This is a genomic window from Veillonella atypica KON, from assembly GCF_002959915.1.
GTDB classification, from domain to species: Bacteria; Bacillota; Negativicutes; order Veillonellales; family Veillonellaceae; genus Veillonella; species Veillonella atypica.
The window spans coordinates 1-17,215 of record NZ_PPDE01000001.1; the positions used below are offsets into that span (position 1 = coordinate 1).

The following is a 17,215-nucleotide window of genomic DNA, read 5'->3' on the forward strand; positions in this document are numbered from 1 at the left end:
CTTAATAATGGTAAGTCTAATAATGATGTTACAGTAAATGAACTGTTAATAGCGTATACGTATTGCATGTTGTTATCACCTCAACTATAGTATCGGTGATACAATTAAAATTGTACATTCTTATATCATCATTTTTGTACATTCTTAGAGTATCATTTACAATCAAGTGTACACAGAAGAGATATTCTAAAGTATTTTTCAATAAGATTATTAACTCCATATTAATAGTGTGTAATCACTCTATTATAATGCACATCCTATAGAATCTAATGAGCTGGAATCTTTATTTCTGGAATATTAAAAGGTAAAATTGCTAAAAGAAAAGGATAAAAGAAACAGATTATCTAAAAGATAATAATCAAAATGATAAAGAAAATAAAGACCCAAAATTAGAATCAAGGGAGAAGTAGGAATGTCTGCTAACAATAAAAATTTTTTTAAAGCTATATATATGTTTGTTGTTCTTTTTTTATTGGATGTGGCTCTTGTATACTCACTAGTTCAGTCAGGAAATGGGTCGTATCGTAAGATAGATGCTATAGTCTGTTTTGGAGCTATTAATGCGGTATTTATATATCTAAATTTTGGGGAAATAAAAGTCATTTATAGATATATAAAGGAAGGACGGTTTGTGGAAGGTATAAAAAAGGTTATACGTTTATTGAAATATAGTAAAACAAGTTATTTTGCCCGTATATCAAATATAATTATAGGTATTTGTTTTATTGGTTGGGGCATACAAGTTGAAAGTGGTATATTGATAAAACTAATCGCGTTTACTATTGGAGGTATTAATCTTTGGAGATCAATATAATCATTATTTTAGAACATCTTAAACAATTAATTACGTATATAGAAGCGTAAATATAATGAGGTTGAACCTCCTATGATATAATTAAGTATCGCATGAATTGCTCCATATATTATATTATTTTATAGAAAGAGGTTCCTTATGGCATCCGGCAGATCTGAAAAAGAGTTACAAGGGGTAACGATGTTAGGTCACAAGACCGATTATCCTACTGATTATGCACCACAGGTGTTAGAGGCGTTTGATAACAAGCACCCTGATAATGATTATTTTGTTAAGTTTAACTGTCCTGAATTCACAAGCTTATGTCCTATGACAGGTCAACCAGACTTTGCTACCATCTACATTTCTTATATACCAGATAAGAAAATGGTTGAGTCCAAGTCTTTGAAATTGTACTTATTTAGCTTCCGTAATCATGGGGACTTTCACGAAGACTGTATCAATATCATCATGAAAGACCTTATCAAGTTGATGGATCCTAAGTACATCGAAGTATGGGGCAAGTTTACGCCGCGCGGTGGTTTGTCTATCGATCCATATGCTAACTACGGCAAGCCTGGTACAGACTGGGAAAAGACGGCAAAAGAGCGTCTTCATTTCCACGATATGCAGCCTGAACGCGTAGCGTACCGTTAAGATGAATTACGAATTTATAGCTGTCATCTCGGCAATCATATTTTGCTTTGTATTTGGCCTATTATTGTCATTGCATCCAGCAGCAATCGTCGTTGGTAGTCATAGTTCACTACATACATATAGCCGATGGACACGGTGGAGCGCTTACATAGCATTGATACTATTAGTATTGCGTATCGACATGGCTGTTACAGACTGTATGGTACCGTCTAGCTTGATGTTTAGTGAATGGTTTCAGCTTGTCACCATTGCTATATTTGCTCTAGTCCTATTACAAACACTAGGCTTTGTAGATGTTACACATGGGGAACGAAATGTACAGTTTCACTATTGGCAAATTGAGCAAGGGTATGGTTCAGCATCTCGTATAGAACGATATTTACAACAGCATCATGGTCAAGTGGCAGGAGCGTTGGTAAATTATGGCTATGTTTTATGGATGACATGGCGTTCTATGTGGCCTTCTATATTGGTGCTATTCTGGTATAAGCTATGGGCCGTTGAAGTAAATGGCTTGCTGTCACCAATTATATCTAGAAAAGAGCATATGCCAGATGTGGTTTCTTATTTGATAGTAGATCCACATATTTTAACGTATACCTTGGCTGGTTTCTTATGGGGCCATATTGTACTGCATGAACGAAAAAACATCATCTTATATGGCAATAGTAGGGCTTTTCAGTTCGTGCTGTCTAGACTTGTAGTTATCGTAGGTAGTCTTTTATGGATAGGAATTGCCGTTGCCATTATGACGGTACCTATTACGTGGGATTCGGTGATTAGCACGCTTGGCAAAATACGATAAACTCAGTTATTTCCTATAAACTGCGGACTTTAAAGACTCTCAAAATTCTTGACAGATATATTCCTAGGTGTTAGAGTAGGAATATATTTATAGAGTGTACAAATGATTATACCCAGTGTATAGTTTGGTAATTATTAAAACCGTGACTTACGCCCTTGGGAGTATCCAAGGGCGTTATATTTTTGATAAACACACTGTTCGTGTAATGAACGTAGATATGGAGTACTTATGATGCAAGGTTTGCGCGAGTTATGGGGCAAAATTCAATATAATATTAAACGCGTCATGGATTCTGATCCGGCGGCTACTAATGTGTGGATGGTTATATGGACGTATCCTCATATTACAGCTTTGTTCTGGCATTTCTTTGCACATCGTCTCTATAAAGCGGGATGGCCTACATTGGCACGCCGTATAGCACTTCATTCTCGTCATGTAACAGGCATTGAAATTCATCCGGGAGCTACCATTGGTCGAGGCTTATTTATTGACCATGGTATGGGTGTTGTTATCGGTGAAACCGCCGTCGTCGGAGATAATGTGACATTGTTCCACCAAGTAACATTGGGCGGTATGTCCTCTAAGAAAACAAAACGCCATCCCACCATTGAAGATGATGTACTCATTGGTACAGGTACAAAAATTTTAGGGGATATTACGATTGGAGCTCGTACTAAAATCGGTTGTAATCTAGTTATAAAACACGATATTCCGAAAGATATGGTTATCTTTGAAACAGATCCAGAAAATATGTATGTTCGGAAGCCTAGACGAAAGAATAAAAATGGCGCATCTAATGATAGCCCATATCCTGAAAACTACATAGAATACTATATATAATATAGATTGGTTTAGACCTCTTGCTGTTAGATGCATATCTGATGGTAAGAGGTCTTTTTGTTTCATAAAAATTTCATTGAAAAAAATCGATAAAGTTATTGACAATGAAAATCATTATAGTTAATATGATTATGTAATCAATACTGATTATAAATTGCAGAAATAAATAACAGGCATAAAAGCCGACTGGATTGGTCCTGATGTTAGGACAAATTGTAATTGAGAATTAAATGAAAAAGGAGTAATTATTATGAAAAACGTACAACAAGTAAATCAATATTTAGCAGATCTTTCCGTATGGAATGTAAAATTACACAACCTTCATTTCAATGTAACTGGTCCACAATTCAAATCCATCCATGAATACTTAGAATCCATTTATGATGAAGCCTTTGAATATTTTGATGCAGTAGCTGAACATGTAAAAATGCAAGGTGAATTTCCATTAGTAAATTCTGTTGAATATGCTAAATTAGCAAAAATCGGTGAGCTAGGTCAAGAAGATGTTCCTCAACATAAAGTTATTGAAATTTTACTTCATGACTTCAAATATATGAAAGATCAAGCTTCTGCTATTCGTGAAGTAGCTGGTGAAGAAGATAATTTCTTGCTTTCTAACATGATGGAAGACCATATTGAATATTATGTAAAACAAATTTGGTTCATTGAATCTATGTTGAAATAATTCAATTGACAACGCCTTACTGGGTATGATATGATTACCCAGTAAAGCATGGAGGATTACTCAAGAGGCTGAAGAGGACGGTTTGCTAAATCGTTAGGGCGGGTTACCGTCGCTAGGGTTCGAATCCCTAATCCTCCGCCATGCTGAGACCTCACATCGTCCGATGTGAGGTCTTTTTTATTAACCATACAGTGTAAGGAATGGGGATAGAGTTGACGTATTCATATCTGATTGCTTATAATGAATTGTATAAAATTTAATTTAAGGAGACTTTTATGAATACACAATATACACGTCATTTGTCGATGATTCGTCGCGCCCTTAGTATTGGGACCCTTTGTTTAGTGGCATCCTTCGGTGTGGCTCATGCGGAAGACTTTGCAATTCCTAGTGCCCGTCCTGTGGTAGATGGTACGAGTACTGATGATGTTAAAGTCGTATCTGCTGCACATCCTGGCAATGCTAATCTTATTACACCAAATGATTGGACATACAAAGCGTTAAAGACACTGGTAAAACATGGGGCCATTACAGATACACACGGATTTACATTCGATGATAGCACTAGCTATACAAAGGATGAGTTGATGCCGTTACTTGATGAAGTTGTGGAAAAACGGGAACAAATGAACGACAATGATCGTCAATTTGCGTTGCGTATCTACCAAGAAAACATGCGTGATGTCATGGATTATCGCATTGAACGAGACAAGAAAATCACCGAAGGACGCCGTCAAAAATTAGATAAAAAACGAGTTGAGAAATCTGGTAAAGATGTAAAGGTATCCGAAAAACAACAGGAATCTCTTGATGCGGCCACTGATGAAGTAGCAAACCCTAAAGAACGGGCCTTAACAGATGAACAAATTAAGGAAAAAATGAAGAAATTCAAAATTGATGACTCTCGTGTAAAGACTAACGGTGATGTTCGTATTCGCTATACAGGTTCCAAGAATGGAAAATCTAAAGCAGATGCGCGTGTACAAACAGAAATGACGTTCACTCTATAATCCCTGTAAGGGAACAACATGATTAATTTTCTTAAAAATAAGTTGTTTACCGTCCATCAGAATGGCAAACAACATGTTAGTGAAGTATTTAAGTATATCGGACCCGGTATTATTGTAACCGTCGGATTTATCGACCCTGGCAACTGGGCTGCCAACTTAGCAGCAGGTGCTAGCTATGGTTATGAATTACTGTGGGTTGTAACATTATCTACGCTTATGCTCATCTTATTGCAGCATAATGTGGCCCATTTGGGGATTGTGCGGGGGCAATGCCTAGCAGAATGTGCTTATGAATTCTTACCGAAATGGTTATCTCGTACGGTGCTTAGTACGGCAGGGATTGCGGCCGTAGCAACGGCGCTGGCGGAGTTTATTGGTGCTGCTATTGCATTAAAGATGCTCTTTGGTATCCCTCTCGTTATCGGTAGCGTGTTGACGGCTATCGTATGTACAATTATGCTCATTACAAACTCCTATAGCAAATTAGAACGTATCATAGCGGGATTTGTATCCCTTATCGCATTGGCCTACCTTGTGGAGGTCAATATGGTCGATGTTAATTGGGCTGTAGCGGGTATTGGCTGGGTCAATCCGAGCATACCTAATGAATCGATGCTCGTTATCTTGAGCATTTTAGGGGCTGTTGTTATGCCTCATAATTTGTTTTTGCACTCCGAGGTCATCCAAAGTCGTCAGTTTAATCGACAAGATAAGGAGATAATGCATCGCCAGTTGCGATATGAATTCGTAGATACATTATTATCTATGGGCATTGGTTGGATGATTAACTCCGCAATGATTCTATTGGCAGCGGCCGTATTTTTTAGTCATGGCATTGCTGTTACTGAATTAGAACAAGCTGAGGAGTTATTGAGACCTTTAATTGGACCTGCTGCAGGTACTATCTTTGCATTGGCCTTGCTGTTTGCCGGCCTTGCATCATCGGCGACAGCCGGTATGGCTGGGGCGAGCATATTTGCCGGCATGTTTGGCGAGTCCTATGATATGAAGGACTTTCATAGTCGTTTAGGATTGGGGTTAACATATATTCCTGCACTATTATTGATCCTGTTTATTACGGATTCCTTTCAAGCCTTGCTCGTTTCACAAATGTTCTTGAGTTTACAGTTGCCGATTACCATATTCTTACAACTATATATGACGAGTAGTCGTCGTGTTATGGGCTCTTATACGAACCGCCGATTTACGGGGATTATTCTTTGGGGCATTGGTATTATCGTAACATTGATGAATATTTACTTATTAGTTATAGGCTAATATATACCGCTTGTTTTTGTGAAAGCTTTCACAGAAATAGGCGGTATTTTATTTTGTTTAGAACCAGAACCAAATAGATTTATGAAATGTAGTTGTAGTAACGTATAAGCCTGTGAAATATGGTACAATAAAGAATAGAATTTAATTTGCTACTATAGCAGTTTATATATGTTTTTGGGAGGATTTCATGGCAACAGAAAAAGATATGAATGAATTAAATGCACCATTACAATCTGATTATAAAGAGGTTGTTCGCGACATTGCAGAAGAATTATTAGCGCGTCTTAACATTGAAGAGGATGGCGCTATTATCGATATGTTCCAAACAGGCTCCTTAGATCCTTGGCAATTATTTGTGTTCTTCTCCGCATTAGAACATGCACTTATGGAGTTTAGAACGGACAAACGCAAGAAAACCGTTATCGTTCATGCTCAACCAGAGGCTCTCGTTGGTACAGGCCCTGTTGTAACACCTGTATCCACTATGCTTGAGCATATTTTAATGTCTCGCGTAAATGATATGAGCGAAGGTCGTTTAGAAACCGGTTTGCTTACCGTGTCTGGTGAAAGCATCGATTACGAAGGGGTTAATCTTAAGGGACGACATGTAGTTATTATTTGTGATATCCACGATAATGAATCTCCTTATTTGGCAGAATGCATTAAATTGTGTAAAGAAATGAAAGCTAGTCACGTTGTGGCCGTGCCTCTCATGTTGTGGAATCCAGATCTTATTGACAATTTGACAGAGGAAAGTATTAAGGCGGAATTGTCCCATGAAAATCGTCCTCTCTCCTAGTAAGACAAAAACAATTTCCCATACTGCAGCAGTAATCCGTGATGGTCAATTTCAGCCCCTTATTACGCAAAAGATTGTAAAACATGTACAATCTCTCGATGTAGCAGCACTTGGTAAGGCCCTAAAACTAAAAGGTGATAAGGCACAATCTGTTTTCGATTTTTATGAAGAGTTTGAGGTCCATCCTGTAGGTTTTGCTTGTGAAAGCTACGATGGCATTGCCTTTAAATATTTAGATTGGACAGGACTATCTGATGAGGCTAAGGCTTTTGGTGAAACTCATCTTGCTATTATGTCTGCATTATATGGCGTTGTAGAGCCTACGATGGGCGTCAGAGACTATCGATTAGATATGGTCGATAAGGTAGGGCTTAATTTATATGAAATCTGGCGTGAAGCGGTGGATGCATACTTTCACAAGGAGGATTGGATCCTAAACTTAGCGTCTAAAGAATATGCAAAAATGGTGAACCATCCAAAGGTGGTAACCGTTGAATTTTGGGAATTACGAGGCGATACATATAAACAGATGAGTACGTCCTCCAAAATGAGTCGTGGTATGATGGCGCATGCATGTTTAACGAACCAAGTGAAGCATGTGCGAGATTTACCACGCGAAATTAATGGATTTATCTGCGTTACTGATATTGAATCTATTACCATACCAAGCGAATCGATGACGATTCGTTATGAAAGGAAGTGATGATTTGCAAGTGCAAGATATTCTCACAAAAGACCTCGTCGGCGATGAATGGCTGACAGAGGATGAGCTAAGATTTCTCATGTCTGTAACTGATGAAGAACAGTTGCAGCTAATATATAAAAAGGCGTACGAAGTGAAGGCAAAATATGTACAGCCTGTAGCGTATTATCGTGGCCTCATCGAATTCTCGAACCGATGCATTAAAAACTGTAATTACTGCGGTATTCGCCGCGAAAATGATAAGACGGAACGCTTTGATATGAATCGTGAAGATATCATCAAGATGGCGCAGTGGGCGTATGACCATGAATATGGTTCTATTACGCTTCAATCTGGAGAACGTTGTGATGATGTATTTGTCGATTATGTAGTCGATCTTATCCGCGACATCAAAGCCATCGGCGATGGTTCCCTTGGTATTACGATGTGCGTAGGGGAGCAAAGTGAAGAGGCGTACCGCCGCATGCGTGAGGCGGGTGCTAGCCGCTATTTATTGCGCATTGAAACGACGAATAAAGAGCTATATCACAAAATTCATCCTCGCGATGAACTACATTCCTTTGAAACTCGAGTTGAATGTCTACGCCGTTTGCGTCGTGTAGGATTTCAAGTGGGTACAGGCGTTATGATTGGTCTGCCTGGGCAAACAGAGGAAGACCTTGTGAACGATATCTTGTTCTACCGTGATATGGATATCGATATGATTGGCATGGGTCCCTATGTGGTGCATCATGATACGCCATTAGGCCAAGAGGCATTAGCAATGGGCATTGATGATGAGGCTGGTAAATTGCGCCGTATTCAACTAGGGCTCAAGATGATTGCCTTAACGCGTCTATTCTTGAAAGACGTAAATATTGCAGCTACTACAGCGTTACAAGCATTAGATCCACTAGGTCGTGAAAAGGGGCTCGCTGCAGGTGCCAATATTTTGATGCCTATCATTACAACCCCAGAACATCGTGCCAAATATTTGTTATATGATAATAAACCATGCGTGGATGATAATGCAGATAAATGTAAAGATTGCTTGACGCGTCGCGTTATGTCCATTGGTGATACTGTTGGATGGAAGAAAAATGGGGATTCCAAGCATTACGGTAAGAGAACCGGGTCATTTTAAACACATTGATATAGATTATTGATTAAATTGTTTATAATTGTTATATTTATGTAGAAATATAAATAAAACCCAGATATAATAAGAACATAGTTTATTTTGTTTTATTATATGAGGTGATTTTATGGAAACAAAATGGTATTCTGACTTTTGGAATCTATTGACTCAACCATTCAAGGGTGGTATCGATCAAGTCGTACAGTATGGTACATTGAAAAAGGGCTTCTTAGGAACTGCGCTTTTATGGGCGATTCCTTATATCTTACTAGGCTTATTTGGGGCCTTGTTGTTCCCATTACTTCCTAGAAGCGAATTTTCTGCCATGGGCATGCTCCTTGGGGCTGGCGTAGGCTTCTTCTTTATTTTAGCCTATATTGCTAGTATCATTTGGTCCTTTGTCATGGTGGCTGTTGGGTCCTATGTATTTAACTGGGTGGCTGTAAAAATGGGCGGTACTGATGATGTACAGTCTGTTATGAAGGTCCAATGGTATCTACAAGGTTATGAAGTATTATTATGTACTTGTGTGTATACAATTGTTTTTATTCTCATGGCTATCTTCGGTGGCCTATTTGGTAGCTCTACATTATCCAAGCTTATTTCTAATTTAGGCTCTTTAGTAATTTTTGTTTTATCCGTGTGGGTAGGCCTTGAATTAATGGCAAGACAAACTACGTTGACTAAGATGCAAGTATTCATTGCCGGTATCGTAACATTTGTTATCTTCGTCATTATTTCGCTTATTTTCATGGCTCTTTTTGGTGGCTGTGCAGCCTTGGTAGGCCGATAATTTCATTATTATAAAAAATCCTCTTTTTTCGATAAATATTTTTTCGGAAAAAGAGGATTTTTATAGTATTACGTCGAAATCATATATCAAGAACTCAAAGTTTCACATAAGGAGGCGATTCCGATGAAAGAATATAGTAGTGATCAGATTCGTAATGTAGCTGTGGTGTCCCACGATGGGGCAGGGAAAACGGCTTTAGTAGAATCCTTGTTATTAACCTCTGGTGCTGTTGATTTTGTTGGCCGTGGTCAAGATAACAAACATATTATGGACTTTGAGCCAGAAGAGATTAAACGGAATGTAACGATTCAATTGGGTATGGCCCCTTGTGAATGGCATGACCATAAGGTTAACTTTATTGATACACCGGGTTACAATGAATTCCATGGCGAAGTTCGTGCCGCATTGCGTGCTTGTGATGGCATGCTAATGGTATTATCTGCAACGACTGGCGTTGAAACAGATACGGTGCGCGCTTGGGATTATGCTGTTGAATTACAAATGCCACGTATGGCATTTATCAATAAAATGGACGTTGATGGTGCTGATTTTTTCGGTACTATTGAACGTATGCGTGAACTATTTGGCAAGGCAATTATGCCACTCCAAATTCCAATTGGCGAAGGTGCCAATTTTGAAGGCGTTATAGACGTAGCCAAAATGACTGCGTTTACTTACAAAGACGGCCAACCAACAGAGATTGCTGTACCGGCTCATCTTATCGAAAAGGCCCAAGAAATACGGGAAATGACCGTAGAGGCCGCGGCTGAAGGTAGCGATGAATTGTTGGAAAAATATTTAGAAGGCGAAGAACTTTCATTAGAAGAAATTCGTCAAGGTCTACGCGAAGGGATGATTACAGGCCGTGTGTGTCCAATCATGTGTGGCAGCGCCACATCCCGTATTGGCTTAGATCAAGTATTAGACAGAATGATTCGGTATATGCCAGATGCAGCAAAAAAAGTGATGACTGCTGAATCAGCAGACACTGGTGAACCAGTTGTGGTGCATGTGGATAAACCCCTAACCGCATTCGTGTTTAAAACCTTGCTTGACCCATTCGCAGGCAAACAAAGCTTTGTACGCATCTTCTCTGGTGAACTCAAAGAAGGTGATAAGCTGTTCAACGTTAATCAAGGAACTGAGGAAAAATGGAATAAGATGGTTACCCTTATCGGGAAGCAACAAATTCCAGTGACTGCCGCAAAAGCTGGCGATATCGTAGTGATACCGAAATTAGCTAATGCAAAAACAGGCGATACCTTAACAGCTCCTGATTTTAAGGTGAAGTACGATGCGATTCGTTTCCCTCAACCTTTATATACTGTAGCTATGGAAGCTGTGAAAAAAGGTGAAGAGGAAAAATTAGCTAGTGCTGTGTTAAAAGTAGCCGAAGAAGATCCGACTTGTGTAGTTGTGAAAAATCCGGAAGCTCGCCAATTGCAAATTGACTGCATGGGCGAAGTGCACTTAGAACATATCCTTAACAAGATGGACCGTAAATACGGCGTACAAGCGAAACTTGTAACACCATATATTCCATACCGTGAAACAATTAAAGGATCTGCAGAAACAGAATCGAAATATAAAAAACAAAGTGGCGGTCATGGTCAATATGGACATGTTAAAATTCAAGTTGATCCATTATATGATGGTCAAGAATTTGCCTTTGTAGACAAGATTTTTGGTGGTGCTGTACCAAGACAATATATACCAGCAGTGGAAAAAGGTGCCAGAGAAACCCTAGAAAAAGGCTTAATTGCGGGATATCCTATGATTGGCGTGCAAGTGACACTCTTGGATGGATCTTACCATAGTGTAGACTCCTCAGAGTTAGCATTTAAAGTAGCTACGTCACAGGCTATCAAGGATGTAATTCCAAAGGCGAAACCAGTCCTATTAGAACCAATCTATGAAGTTAACGTGTTTGCACCAGATGCTTTCATGGGTGACATCATGGGCGATTTAAATAGTCGTCGAGGTCGTGTATTAGGCATGGAACAAAGTGAAAGAACTGGTATATCTGTTGTTAAAGCGCAAGTACCGTTGGCAGAAATGTCAGATTATGTTACTGTTTTGCGCTCTATGACACAAGGACAAGGCGTATTTAATCGTCAGTTCTATAGTTATGAAGAGGTTCCTCATAAGCAAGCCGATGAGATTATCGCTGCTTTTAAGGAAAAAGAGTAATATAAAATTGTCCACGTAGTTAATTCTAATATGAATTAACATGTAAGTAACAACTGCATATACAATTTCATAGACAACTTCATATGTATAACAGTCTTGACGTGAGTCATAAAACTGAATAGTATTTTACAAACCCTCCATATATGTAGCGTATGGAGGGTTTATATTTATGTAATCCTATGTGGAAGCTAAGCTTTTTATGTGCTACGATAAGGGTATAAAGATCATATTGATATTGTATTTGAATATAGTATGTCTATATAGTATGGTTCTTACAGAAAGGATATAGTTATGTTTTTCTCCAGTATACATGCAGATTATACAAAAATGGGCTATCCCGCAGCCATTGTTCGAGCTCTTGATTTCTTAAAAAACACTGATTTACAAGCATTGCCAGGAGGTCGTCATGCTATCGAAGGTGATATGATGTATGCCAATGTAGATGATGTAGAAACAAAATTATTTGAAACTACAAAACCAGAATCTCATAAAAATTATATAGATATACAGTTTATGGTGAAGGGTGAAGAGAATATGGGCTTTTTTGTGGACCATGGCCGAGTAAAGCCTATCGAATCCTATCCTGAACGAGACTGCTATTTTTATCCTAATGAATCTGTCGATGAAGGGCACATCCACTGTCCAGAAGGGTATTATACGGTGTTTTTCCCATCGGATATTCATCGTCCTCTTTTAGCGGTTGACGATAAGCCTATAAAAATTCGTAAGGTTGTTGTAAAGGTGCATGTGTCTCTATTAGGTGAGTAACATGATGAAACGATATGAAGTTATCGGTATTATATTAACATTATTAGGCGCCACCTTATGGGGCGTGTCAGGCACATCTGTCCAATTCGTAGGCAATTTTCGTAATATGAATCTGGAATGGCTCTTGACGATGCGTCTTATTACGGCAGGACTGTTAACCGTTCTATATGGATGGATTCGTCAAGGCAATGCTATTTTTAATGTATTCCGTAATTGGCGAGATACATTAGGACTCGTCATATTCGGCGTATTTGGTATGGCCCTGTGCCAATATACCTATTTCCGTTCCATCGTCATCGCCGGTGCTGGCATTGCGACGGTGCTGCAATATTTGGCGCCGTCTATGATTATCATTTATTTGCTGATGCGTTATGGCAAACGGCCTTCTACAGGAGAAATCATTTCAGTTATCCTTGCTTTAGTAGGTACTATTTGCTTGATGGGCAATAATGGTTTTTCTTTTGAAAGCTTCCGCAGTGATGTATTATTCTGGGGCTTATTATCTGCCGTGGGCGTAGCCGTATATAGTGTTTCCCCAGTACGATTATTAGCTACCTATGGGACAATTCCTATTGTAGGCTTTGGTATGCTCCTCAGTGGTCTTGTGGCAGCGGCGCTTTTCCAGCAACCTCATTCGTATGCGACGTGGGATGTATGGACTGTGGTAGGCTGTTTTAATGTAGTTTTTCTTGGCACCATCGTGTCCTTTAATGCGTACCTTGAAGGGGTTAAACGCATTGGTGCGGTTCCAGGATCGATTTTGTCATCGATTGAGCCGATTTCAGCAGCCTTCTTTGGATGGGCTTTGTTAGGTAATCAATTTAACTGGGTTGGTATCTTAGGGATGGCCATGATTATTGCTACAGTTATCATCATTGCCTTAGAAAAACGAGGTCAATCATCTTAATGATAAACTTTTTGTAATAGTAATCAATCCTTATGCGGAGGTTGTATGGAAGAAAAACAGTGGATAGGCATGGGCCTTGCCATTATGGGGGCACTATTTTGGGGGCTTTCAGGTACATCGGTGCAATTCCTCGAAAATGCAAAGCATTTAAATGTAGAGTGGCTGTTAGAAGTGCGCTTACTTTTAGCAGGTTTATTAACAATTCTACTCTCCTATATACAGGATGGGATACGAATTTTTGATATATTTAAAAATCCAAAAGACTTTGGTAAACTCCTCATATTCGGTTTATTGGGCATTGCGTTAGCACAGTACTCGTACTTTAAAGCTATCGCTATTTCAGGTGTAGGCGTGGCTACTGTATTACAATATGTAGCACCGACGTTGCTCATTATTTATTTATTCTTACGATATTTTAAAAAGCCATCCTTACCAGAATTATACTGTGTGGCCCTCGCTATGATTGGTACGGTGTGTATTATCATGCAAAAGGGGCTAAATCTATCTGCATTTAATGGGGATGCTTTGTTTTGGGGCCTCATTTCTGCGGCGAGTATTTGTGTTTACACATTGGAACCTGTTGAACTATTAAAAAAATACAGTACATCATCCATCGTTGGCTTTGGGATGTTTATATCTGGCATTTTGGCGTGTATCGTATTCCGTCAAGTGGCATCAGAAGCTATTTGGGATGGTATGACTTGGGTTGGTTTGTTTACGATTATTATCCTAGGGACTGTAGTATCCTTTAATGCCTATATTGAAGGTGTGCGTCGTATTGGTGCTATTCAAGGTTCAATCTTGTCTTCTTTAGAGCCGATTTCAGCCGCCTTGTTTGGCTGGGCTTTGTTAGGTAATGAATTTACATTAGTTGGTATATTCGGGATGTTCTGCATCATCGCAACCGTATTTATTATTGCCTGGGATCGCCAACGACAACTTAAACGAGACGTATTGGAAAAACTTAATAAAGAAGAAATTGCGTAGATTCAATGAATCTTAAACATAAATAGATTACTTTTAAAACCTATATAGCTATGATTATCATATTTTGTCATAGTAATATAGGTTTTTGTTATTTTATGTAAGGTGGTATTCGATTTATACTGTATACATAGTTCCGTTTGTTGACTATTCCTACATCTATTCATATAGTAGAAGTAGATAGATTTAGCTTTATTAAGGAGATAATTATGGACATTAAGGAATTTGTACAACAGCGTCGTGATGCGTTTATAGCTATGCGCCGCGATTTTCATATGTATCCAGAGCCAGCGTGGCTCGAGTACCGCTCTGCAGCCAAGGTTGCAGATAAACTCATTTCATTGGGTTATGATGTGGCATTGGGCTCAGAAGTGCTCGATTTAAACTCTCGTATGGGATTACCTAGTGATGAAGTGATGAAAGCCGCTATGGATCGTGCCATCGATGAAGGTGCTGATCCTGAACTAGTAGAAAAGATGGGCTATGGTAAAACAGCTATTGAGGCAACTATGAAGTTTAGTGATGTTGGTCCTGTAGTAGCGTTCCGTGCAGATATGGATTCCAATGATGTAATCGAATCTAAAGCATCTAACCATATTCCTGCTAAGAATGGTTTCCGTTCCCGCCATGAGAAGGCTATGCATGCGTGTGGTCATGATACACATATGACAATGGGGCTTGGTCTTGCTGAATATATTGCTACACATAAGGATGGCTTGAAGGGTACTATTAAACTGATCTTCCAACCAGCAGAGGAAGGCGTACGTGGTGCTAAAGCGATGGTAGAGGCTGGCGTAGTAGATGATGTAGACTTGATGTTCGGCATGCATATCGGATTTAATGAACAGTTATCTAATTGCTTTGCTTGTAGCGATCATGGCTTTTTAGCGACTACAAAACTTGATGCTGTATTCCATGGCTATTCAGCTCATGCAGGTGGCTCTCCGGAGAAAGCACAAAATGCAATGCTAGCAGGCTGTACAGCGGTTCTTAACTTACAAGCCATTGCTCGCCATAGCCAAGGGGCTTCCCGTATGAATGTAGGTGTTTTTGAAAGTGGTACAGGTCGTAATGTTACACCTGATATAGCTGTTCTTAAACTAGAGACTCGCGGTGCTACTACAGACATCAATGATTATATGATTGAACGCACTAAAACGATTATTAAAGGTGCTGCAGAAATGCATGATTGTACCTTTGAGATTACAAAACAAGGTGAAACACCGGCAGGTCGTATTAGTGATGATTTAGCACGTGAAGTACAATCTATCGTTGAACCACTAGGCATTTTCAAAAAAGTACCATTTGATTATAGTGGCGGTGGCAGTGAAGACTGTGCCTATTTCCTAAACCGTGTTATTGATCGTGGTGGACGAGCAACATATATGGTATTAGGCTCTGCTATTAAAGCACCTCATCATAATCCATTATTCGATATTGATGAAGAAGACATGCTAAATGGTATTATTGCATTAGGGACAATTGCTACTCACTATTTAAAATAGACTATATTGATTATGATGTATACATTACATTATAGATGTATAACTATATAGATGTATGCATCAAGAATATGTATAGTGGACCTATATATTATGTGTTGTAATATAGGTATTAGATTGTGAGGTGTTATATGATTCAACGAGAGCGATTAGCTAGTGATTTTGAGGCTATGGCACAGTTAACTGCACCTGGTGAAGGCATTAATCGGATTGCTTTCACCGATGCAGACTGGGCAGGCCGCCAATATATTATAAAACGCATGGTTGACGCAGGCTTAACTGTAGAAACAGACGGTTTTGGGAATGTCATTGGCTATAAGGTAGGTAAGAATCCTGATTTACCGGTTGTCATGGTTGGTTCTCATACGGACAGCGTGCCTAATGGGGGCAATTATGATGGTGTTGTGGGTGTATTATCTGCTATCGAAGCGGTTCGCAGTATGACTGATGATGGTTTTGAACATGACCATACCATTGCAGTAGTAGACTTTATGTGTGAAGAGTCTAGCCGCTTTGGAGCAGCCACATTGGGTAGTAAAGCTATGCGCGATGAATTGACATTGCAAGATTTACATCGCTTAGTAGATAAACAAGGCATTTCCTTGTATGATGCATTGAAAGAGCGTAATTTAAATCCAGATGCTATTGAGCATATGGAATATAAGAGACCTGTAAAGTCTTTCACAGAAATTCATATTGAACAAGGTAAAGTGTTAGAGCACGAAGCTAAACCTATCGGCATTGTAACCGGGATTGCCGCACCAGAACGGTTCTATGTAACCATTCGTGGTAATGCTGATCATAGTGGGGCCACACCGATGAACTTGCGTCATGATGCACTCTGTGGGGCTTCTAAAATCATTCTCGGTATTGAGGAGATTGCATCCATGCAAGAAGAGCCTCCAGTAGTGGGTACAGTCGGAGTAGTAGAGGTTGTGCCAGGAGCGATGAACGTTATTCCTGGGGCAGTAAAACTCGGTGTAGATATTCGTAGCATATCTAAAGTAGCTCGCGATTCTGTGGGCACTCTTATTAAAGAGTTTATTGATGTTACTGCAGAGAAACGAGGCTTATCCTATACGATTGAACCTATTGCACAAGATCATCCGGTGGCAATGCATCCAGCAATGATTCGCGAAATTGAAGAGGCTGTTAAGTCTGTAGGTGTAGACTATATGACTATGCCAAGCGGTGCTGGTCATGATGCCATGCATTGGGCTGATGTAGTTCCTACCGGAATGATTTTTATTCCATGCCGTGAAGGTATTAGCCATAATCCATCTGAATTTACGGACCTGGCTGACATCATAACGGGTGCTAAGGTACTAGATACAGTACTTAGAAAACTTAGTTTAGAAACAACAAAACTTGTGTAAGTTGATAT

Annotated in this window: 17 protein-coding genes and 1 tRNA gene; all 18 read left to right on the top strand. The window is 39.3% G+C overall.

Annotation, left to right across the window (positions count from 1 at the left end; genetic code table 11):
- Positions 1–412 precede the first annotated feature (412 nt).
- The 18 genes from VAHSUH02_RS00005 to VAHSUH02_RS00090 all read left to right on the top strand — a co-directional run bounded on the left by VAHSUH02_RS00005 (position 413) and on the right by VAHSUH02_RS00090 (position 17,207).
- Positions 413–814 carry a hypothetical protein gene (locus VAHSUH02_RS00005; protein ID WP_005381963.1) on the top strand — a complete coding sequence of 134 codons (402 nt, stop codon included), beginning with the start codon at positions 413–415 and terminating at the stop codon, positions 812–814.
- A gap of 138 nt (positions 815–952) precedes the next feature.
- Positions 953–1,450, top strand: coding sequence for a preQ(1) synthase (queF, locus tag VAHSUH02_RS00010; RefSeq protein WP_005381965.1), 498 nt, complete (start codon positions 953–955; stop codon positions 1,448–1,450).
- Between the two features lies 1 nt (position 1,451).
- Positions 1,452–2,255, top strand: coding sequence for a hypothetical protein (locus VAHSUH02_RS00015; protein ID WP_005381967.1), 804 nt, complete (start codon positions 1,452–1,454; stop codon positions 2,253–2,255).
- Between the two features lie 228 nt (positions 2,256–2,483).
- On the top strand, positions 2,484–3,095 hold the full coding sequence (gene epsC, locus VAHSUH02_RS00020) for a serine O-acetyltransferase EpsC (RefSeq protein ID WP_005381969.1): 612 nt from the start codon (positions 2,484–2,486) through the stop codon (positions 3,093–3,095).
- Between the two features lie 250 nt (positions 3,096–3,345).
- Positions 3,346–3,780 (top strand): Dps family protein, encoded by a 435-nt coding sequence (locus VAHSUH02_RS00025; RefSeq protein WP_005381971.1) that lies wholly within the window; start codon positions 3,346–3,348, stop codon positions 3,778–3,780.
- A 50-nt stretch (positions 3,781–3,830) separates the two neighbouring features.
- Positions 3,831–3,921 (top strand) — tRNA-Ser (locus VAHSUH02_RS00030).
- A gap of 134 nt (positions 3,922–4,055) precedes the next feature.
- Complete coding sequence (locus VAHSUH02_RS00035; protein ID WP_038148405.1) at positions 4,056–4,790, top strand: hypothetical protein; 735 nt, start codon at positions 4,056–4,058, stop codon at positions 4,788–4,790.
- Positions 4,791–4,808: 18 nt separating this feature from the next.
- A complete protein-coding gene (locus tag VAHSUH02_RS00040) occupies positions 4,809–6,068 on the top strand; it encodes an Nramp family divalent metal transporter (RefSeq protein WP_005381975.1) in 1,260 nt (419 codons plus the stop codon).
- A gap of 187 nt (positions 6,069–6,255) precedes the next feature.
- A complete protein-coding gene (locus VAHSUH02_RS00045) occupies positions 6,256–6,867 on the top strand; it encodes a hypothetical protein (protein ID WP_005375495.1) in 612 nt (203 codons plus the stop codon).
- Positions 6,845–7,570 carry a YaaA family protein gene (locus VAHSUH02_RS00050; RefSeq protein WP_005381979.1) on the top strand — a complete coding sequence of 242 codons (726 nt, stop codon included), beginning with the start codon at positions 6,845–6,847 and terminating at the stop codon, positions 7,568–7,570. The genes VAHSUH02_RS00045 and VAHSUH02_RS00050 overlap by 23 nt, the downstream gene beginning before the upstream one ends.
- Positions 7,557–8,693 carry a [FeFe] hydrogenase H-cluster radical SAM maturase HydE gene (gene hydE / locus VAHSUH02_RS00055; RefSeq protein ID WP_005381981.1) on the top strand — a complete coding sequence of 379 codons (1,137 nt, stop codon included), beginning with the start codon at positions 7,557–7,559 and terminating at the stop codon, positions 8,691–8,693. Before VAHSUH02_RS00050 ends, hydE begins: the two co-directional genes overlap by 14 nt.
- Before the next feature lie 121 nt (positions 8,694–8,814).
- Positions 8,815–9,480, top strand: a complete 666-nt coding sequence (locus VAHSUH02_RS00060; RefSeq protein WP_005381988.1) for a hypothetical protein — start codon at positions 8,815–8,817, stop codon at positions 9,478–9,480.
- Between the two features lie 123 nt (positions 9,481–9,603).
- Complete coding sequence (fusA, locus tag VAHSUH02_RS00065) at positions 9,604–11,670, top strand: elongation factor G (RefSeq protein WP_005375430.1); 2,067 nt, start codon at positions 9,604–9,606, stop codon at positions 11,668–11,670.
- A 291-nt stretch (positions 11,671–11,961) separates the two neighbouring features.
- Complete coding sequence (locus VAHSUH02_RS00070; RefSeq protein WP_005381989.1) at positions 11,962–12,438, top strand: NanQ anomerase/TabA/YiaL family protein; 477 nt, start codon at positions 11,962–11,964, stop codon at positions 12,436–12,438.
- Position 12,439: 1 nt separating this feature from the next.
- Positions 12,440–13,345 (top strand): DMT family transporter, encoded by a 906-nt coding sequence (locus tag VAHSUH02_RS00075; RefSeq protein ID WP_005381990.1) that lies wholly within the window; start codon positions 12,440–12,442, stop codon positions 13,343–13,345.
- 45 nt (positions 13,346–13,390) lie between these two features.
- The gene (locus VAHSUH02_RS00080) at positions 13,391–14,332 is read left to right on the top strand and encodes a DMT family transporter (protein WP_005381991.1); all 942 of its coding nucleotides are present in this window, start codon (positions 13,391–13,393) and stop codon (positions 14,330–14,332) included.
- A gap of 206 nt (positions 14,333–14,538) precedes the next feature.
- Entirely contained in the window at positions 14,539–15,834 is a 1,296-nt protein-coding gene (locus VAHSUH02_RS00085) for an amidohydrolase (RefSeq protein ID WP_005381992.1), read from the top strand.
- 128 nt (positions 15,835–15,962) lie between these two features.
- Complete coding sequence (locus tag VAHSUH02_RS00090; protein WP_005381993.1) at positions 15,963–17,207, top strand: M20 family metallo-hydrolase; 1,245 nt, start codon at positions 15,963–15,965, stop codon at positions 17,205–17,207.
- Positions 17,208–17,215 lie beyond the last annotated feature (8 nt).

What these genes read in the sequence shown, in the direction of transcription:
- VAHSUH02_RS00005 (WP_005381963.1), top strand. Translation starts at nt 413, where the DNA reads ATGTCTGCTAACAATAAAAATTTTTTTAAAGCTATATATATGTTTGTT.
- queF (WP_005381965.1), top strand. Translation starts at nt 953, where the DNA reads ATGGCATCCGGCAGATCTGAAAAAGAGTTACAAGGGGTAACGATGTTA.
- VAHSUH02_RS00015 (WP_005381967.1), top strand. Translation starts at nt 1,452, where the DNA reads ATGAATTACGAATTTATAGCTGTCATCTCGGCAATCATATTTTGCTTT.
- epsC (WP_005381969.1), top strand. Translation starts at nt 2,484, where the DNA reads ATGATGCAAGGTTTGCGCGAGTTATGGGGCAAAATTCAATATAATATT.
- VAHSUH02_RS00025 (WP_005381971.1), top strand. Translation starts at nt 3,346, where the DNA reads ATGAAAAACGTACAACAAGTAAATCAATATTTAGCAGATCTTTCCGTA.
- VAHSUH02_RS00035 (WP_038148405.1), top strand. Translation starts at nt 4,056, where the DNA reads ATGAATACACAATATACACGTCATTTGTCGATGATTCGTCGCGCCCTT.
- VAHSUH02_RS00040 (WP_005381975.1), top strand. Translation starts at nt 4,809, where the DNA reads ATGATTAATTTTCTTAAAAATAAGTTGTTTACCGTCCATCAGAATGGC.
- VAHSUH02_RS00045 (WP_005375495.1), top strand. Translation starts at nt 6,256, where the DNA reads ATGGCAACAGAAAAAGATATGAATGAATTAAATGCACCATTACAATCT.
- VAHSUH02_RS00050 (WP_005381979.1), top strand. Translation starts at nt 6,845, where the DNA reads ATGAAAATCGTCCTCTCTCCTAGTAAGACAAAAACAATTTCCCATACT.
- hydE (WP_005381981.1), top strand. Translation starts at nt 7,557, where the DNA reads ATGAAAGGAAGTGATGATTTGCAAGTGCAAGATATTCTCACAAAAGAC.
- VAHSUH02_RS00060 (WP_005381988.1), top strand. Translation starts at nt 8,815, where the DNA reads ATGGAAACAAAATGGTATTCTGACTTTTGGAATCTATTGACTCAACCA.
- fusA (WP_005375430.1), top strand. Translation starts at nt 9,604, where the DNA reads ATGAAAGAATATAGTAGTGATCAGATTCGTAATGTAGCTGTGGTGTCC.
- VAHSUH02_RS00070 (WP_005381989.1), top strand. Translation starts at nt 11,962, where the DNA reads ATGTTTTTCTCCAGTATACATGCAGATTATACAAAAATGGGCTATCCC.
- VAHSUH02_RS00075 (WP_005381990.1), top strand. Translation starts at nt 12,440, where the DNA reads ATGATGAAACGATATGAAGTTATCGGTATTATATTAACATTATTAGGC.
- VAHSUH02_RS00080 (WP_005381991.1), top strand. Translation starts at nt 13,391, where the DNA reads ATGGAAGAAAAACAGTGGATAGGCATGGGCCTTGCCATTATGGGGGCA.
- VAHSUH02_RS00085 (WP_005381992.1), top strand. Translation starts at nt 14,539, where the DNA reads ATGGACATTAAGGAATTTGTACAACAGCGTCGTGATGCGTTTATAGCT.
- VAHSUH02_RS00090 (WP_005381993.1), top strand. Translation starts at nt 15,963, where the DNA reads ATGATTCAACGAGAGCGATTAGCTAGTGATTTTGAGGCTATGGCACAG.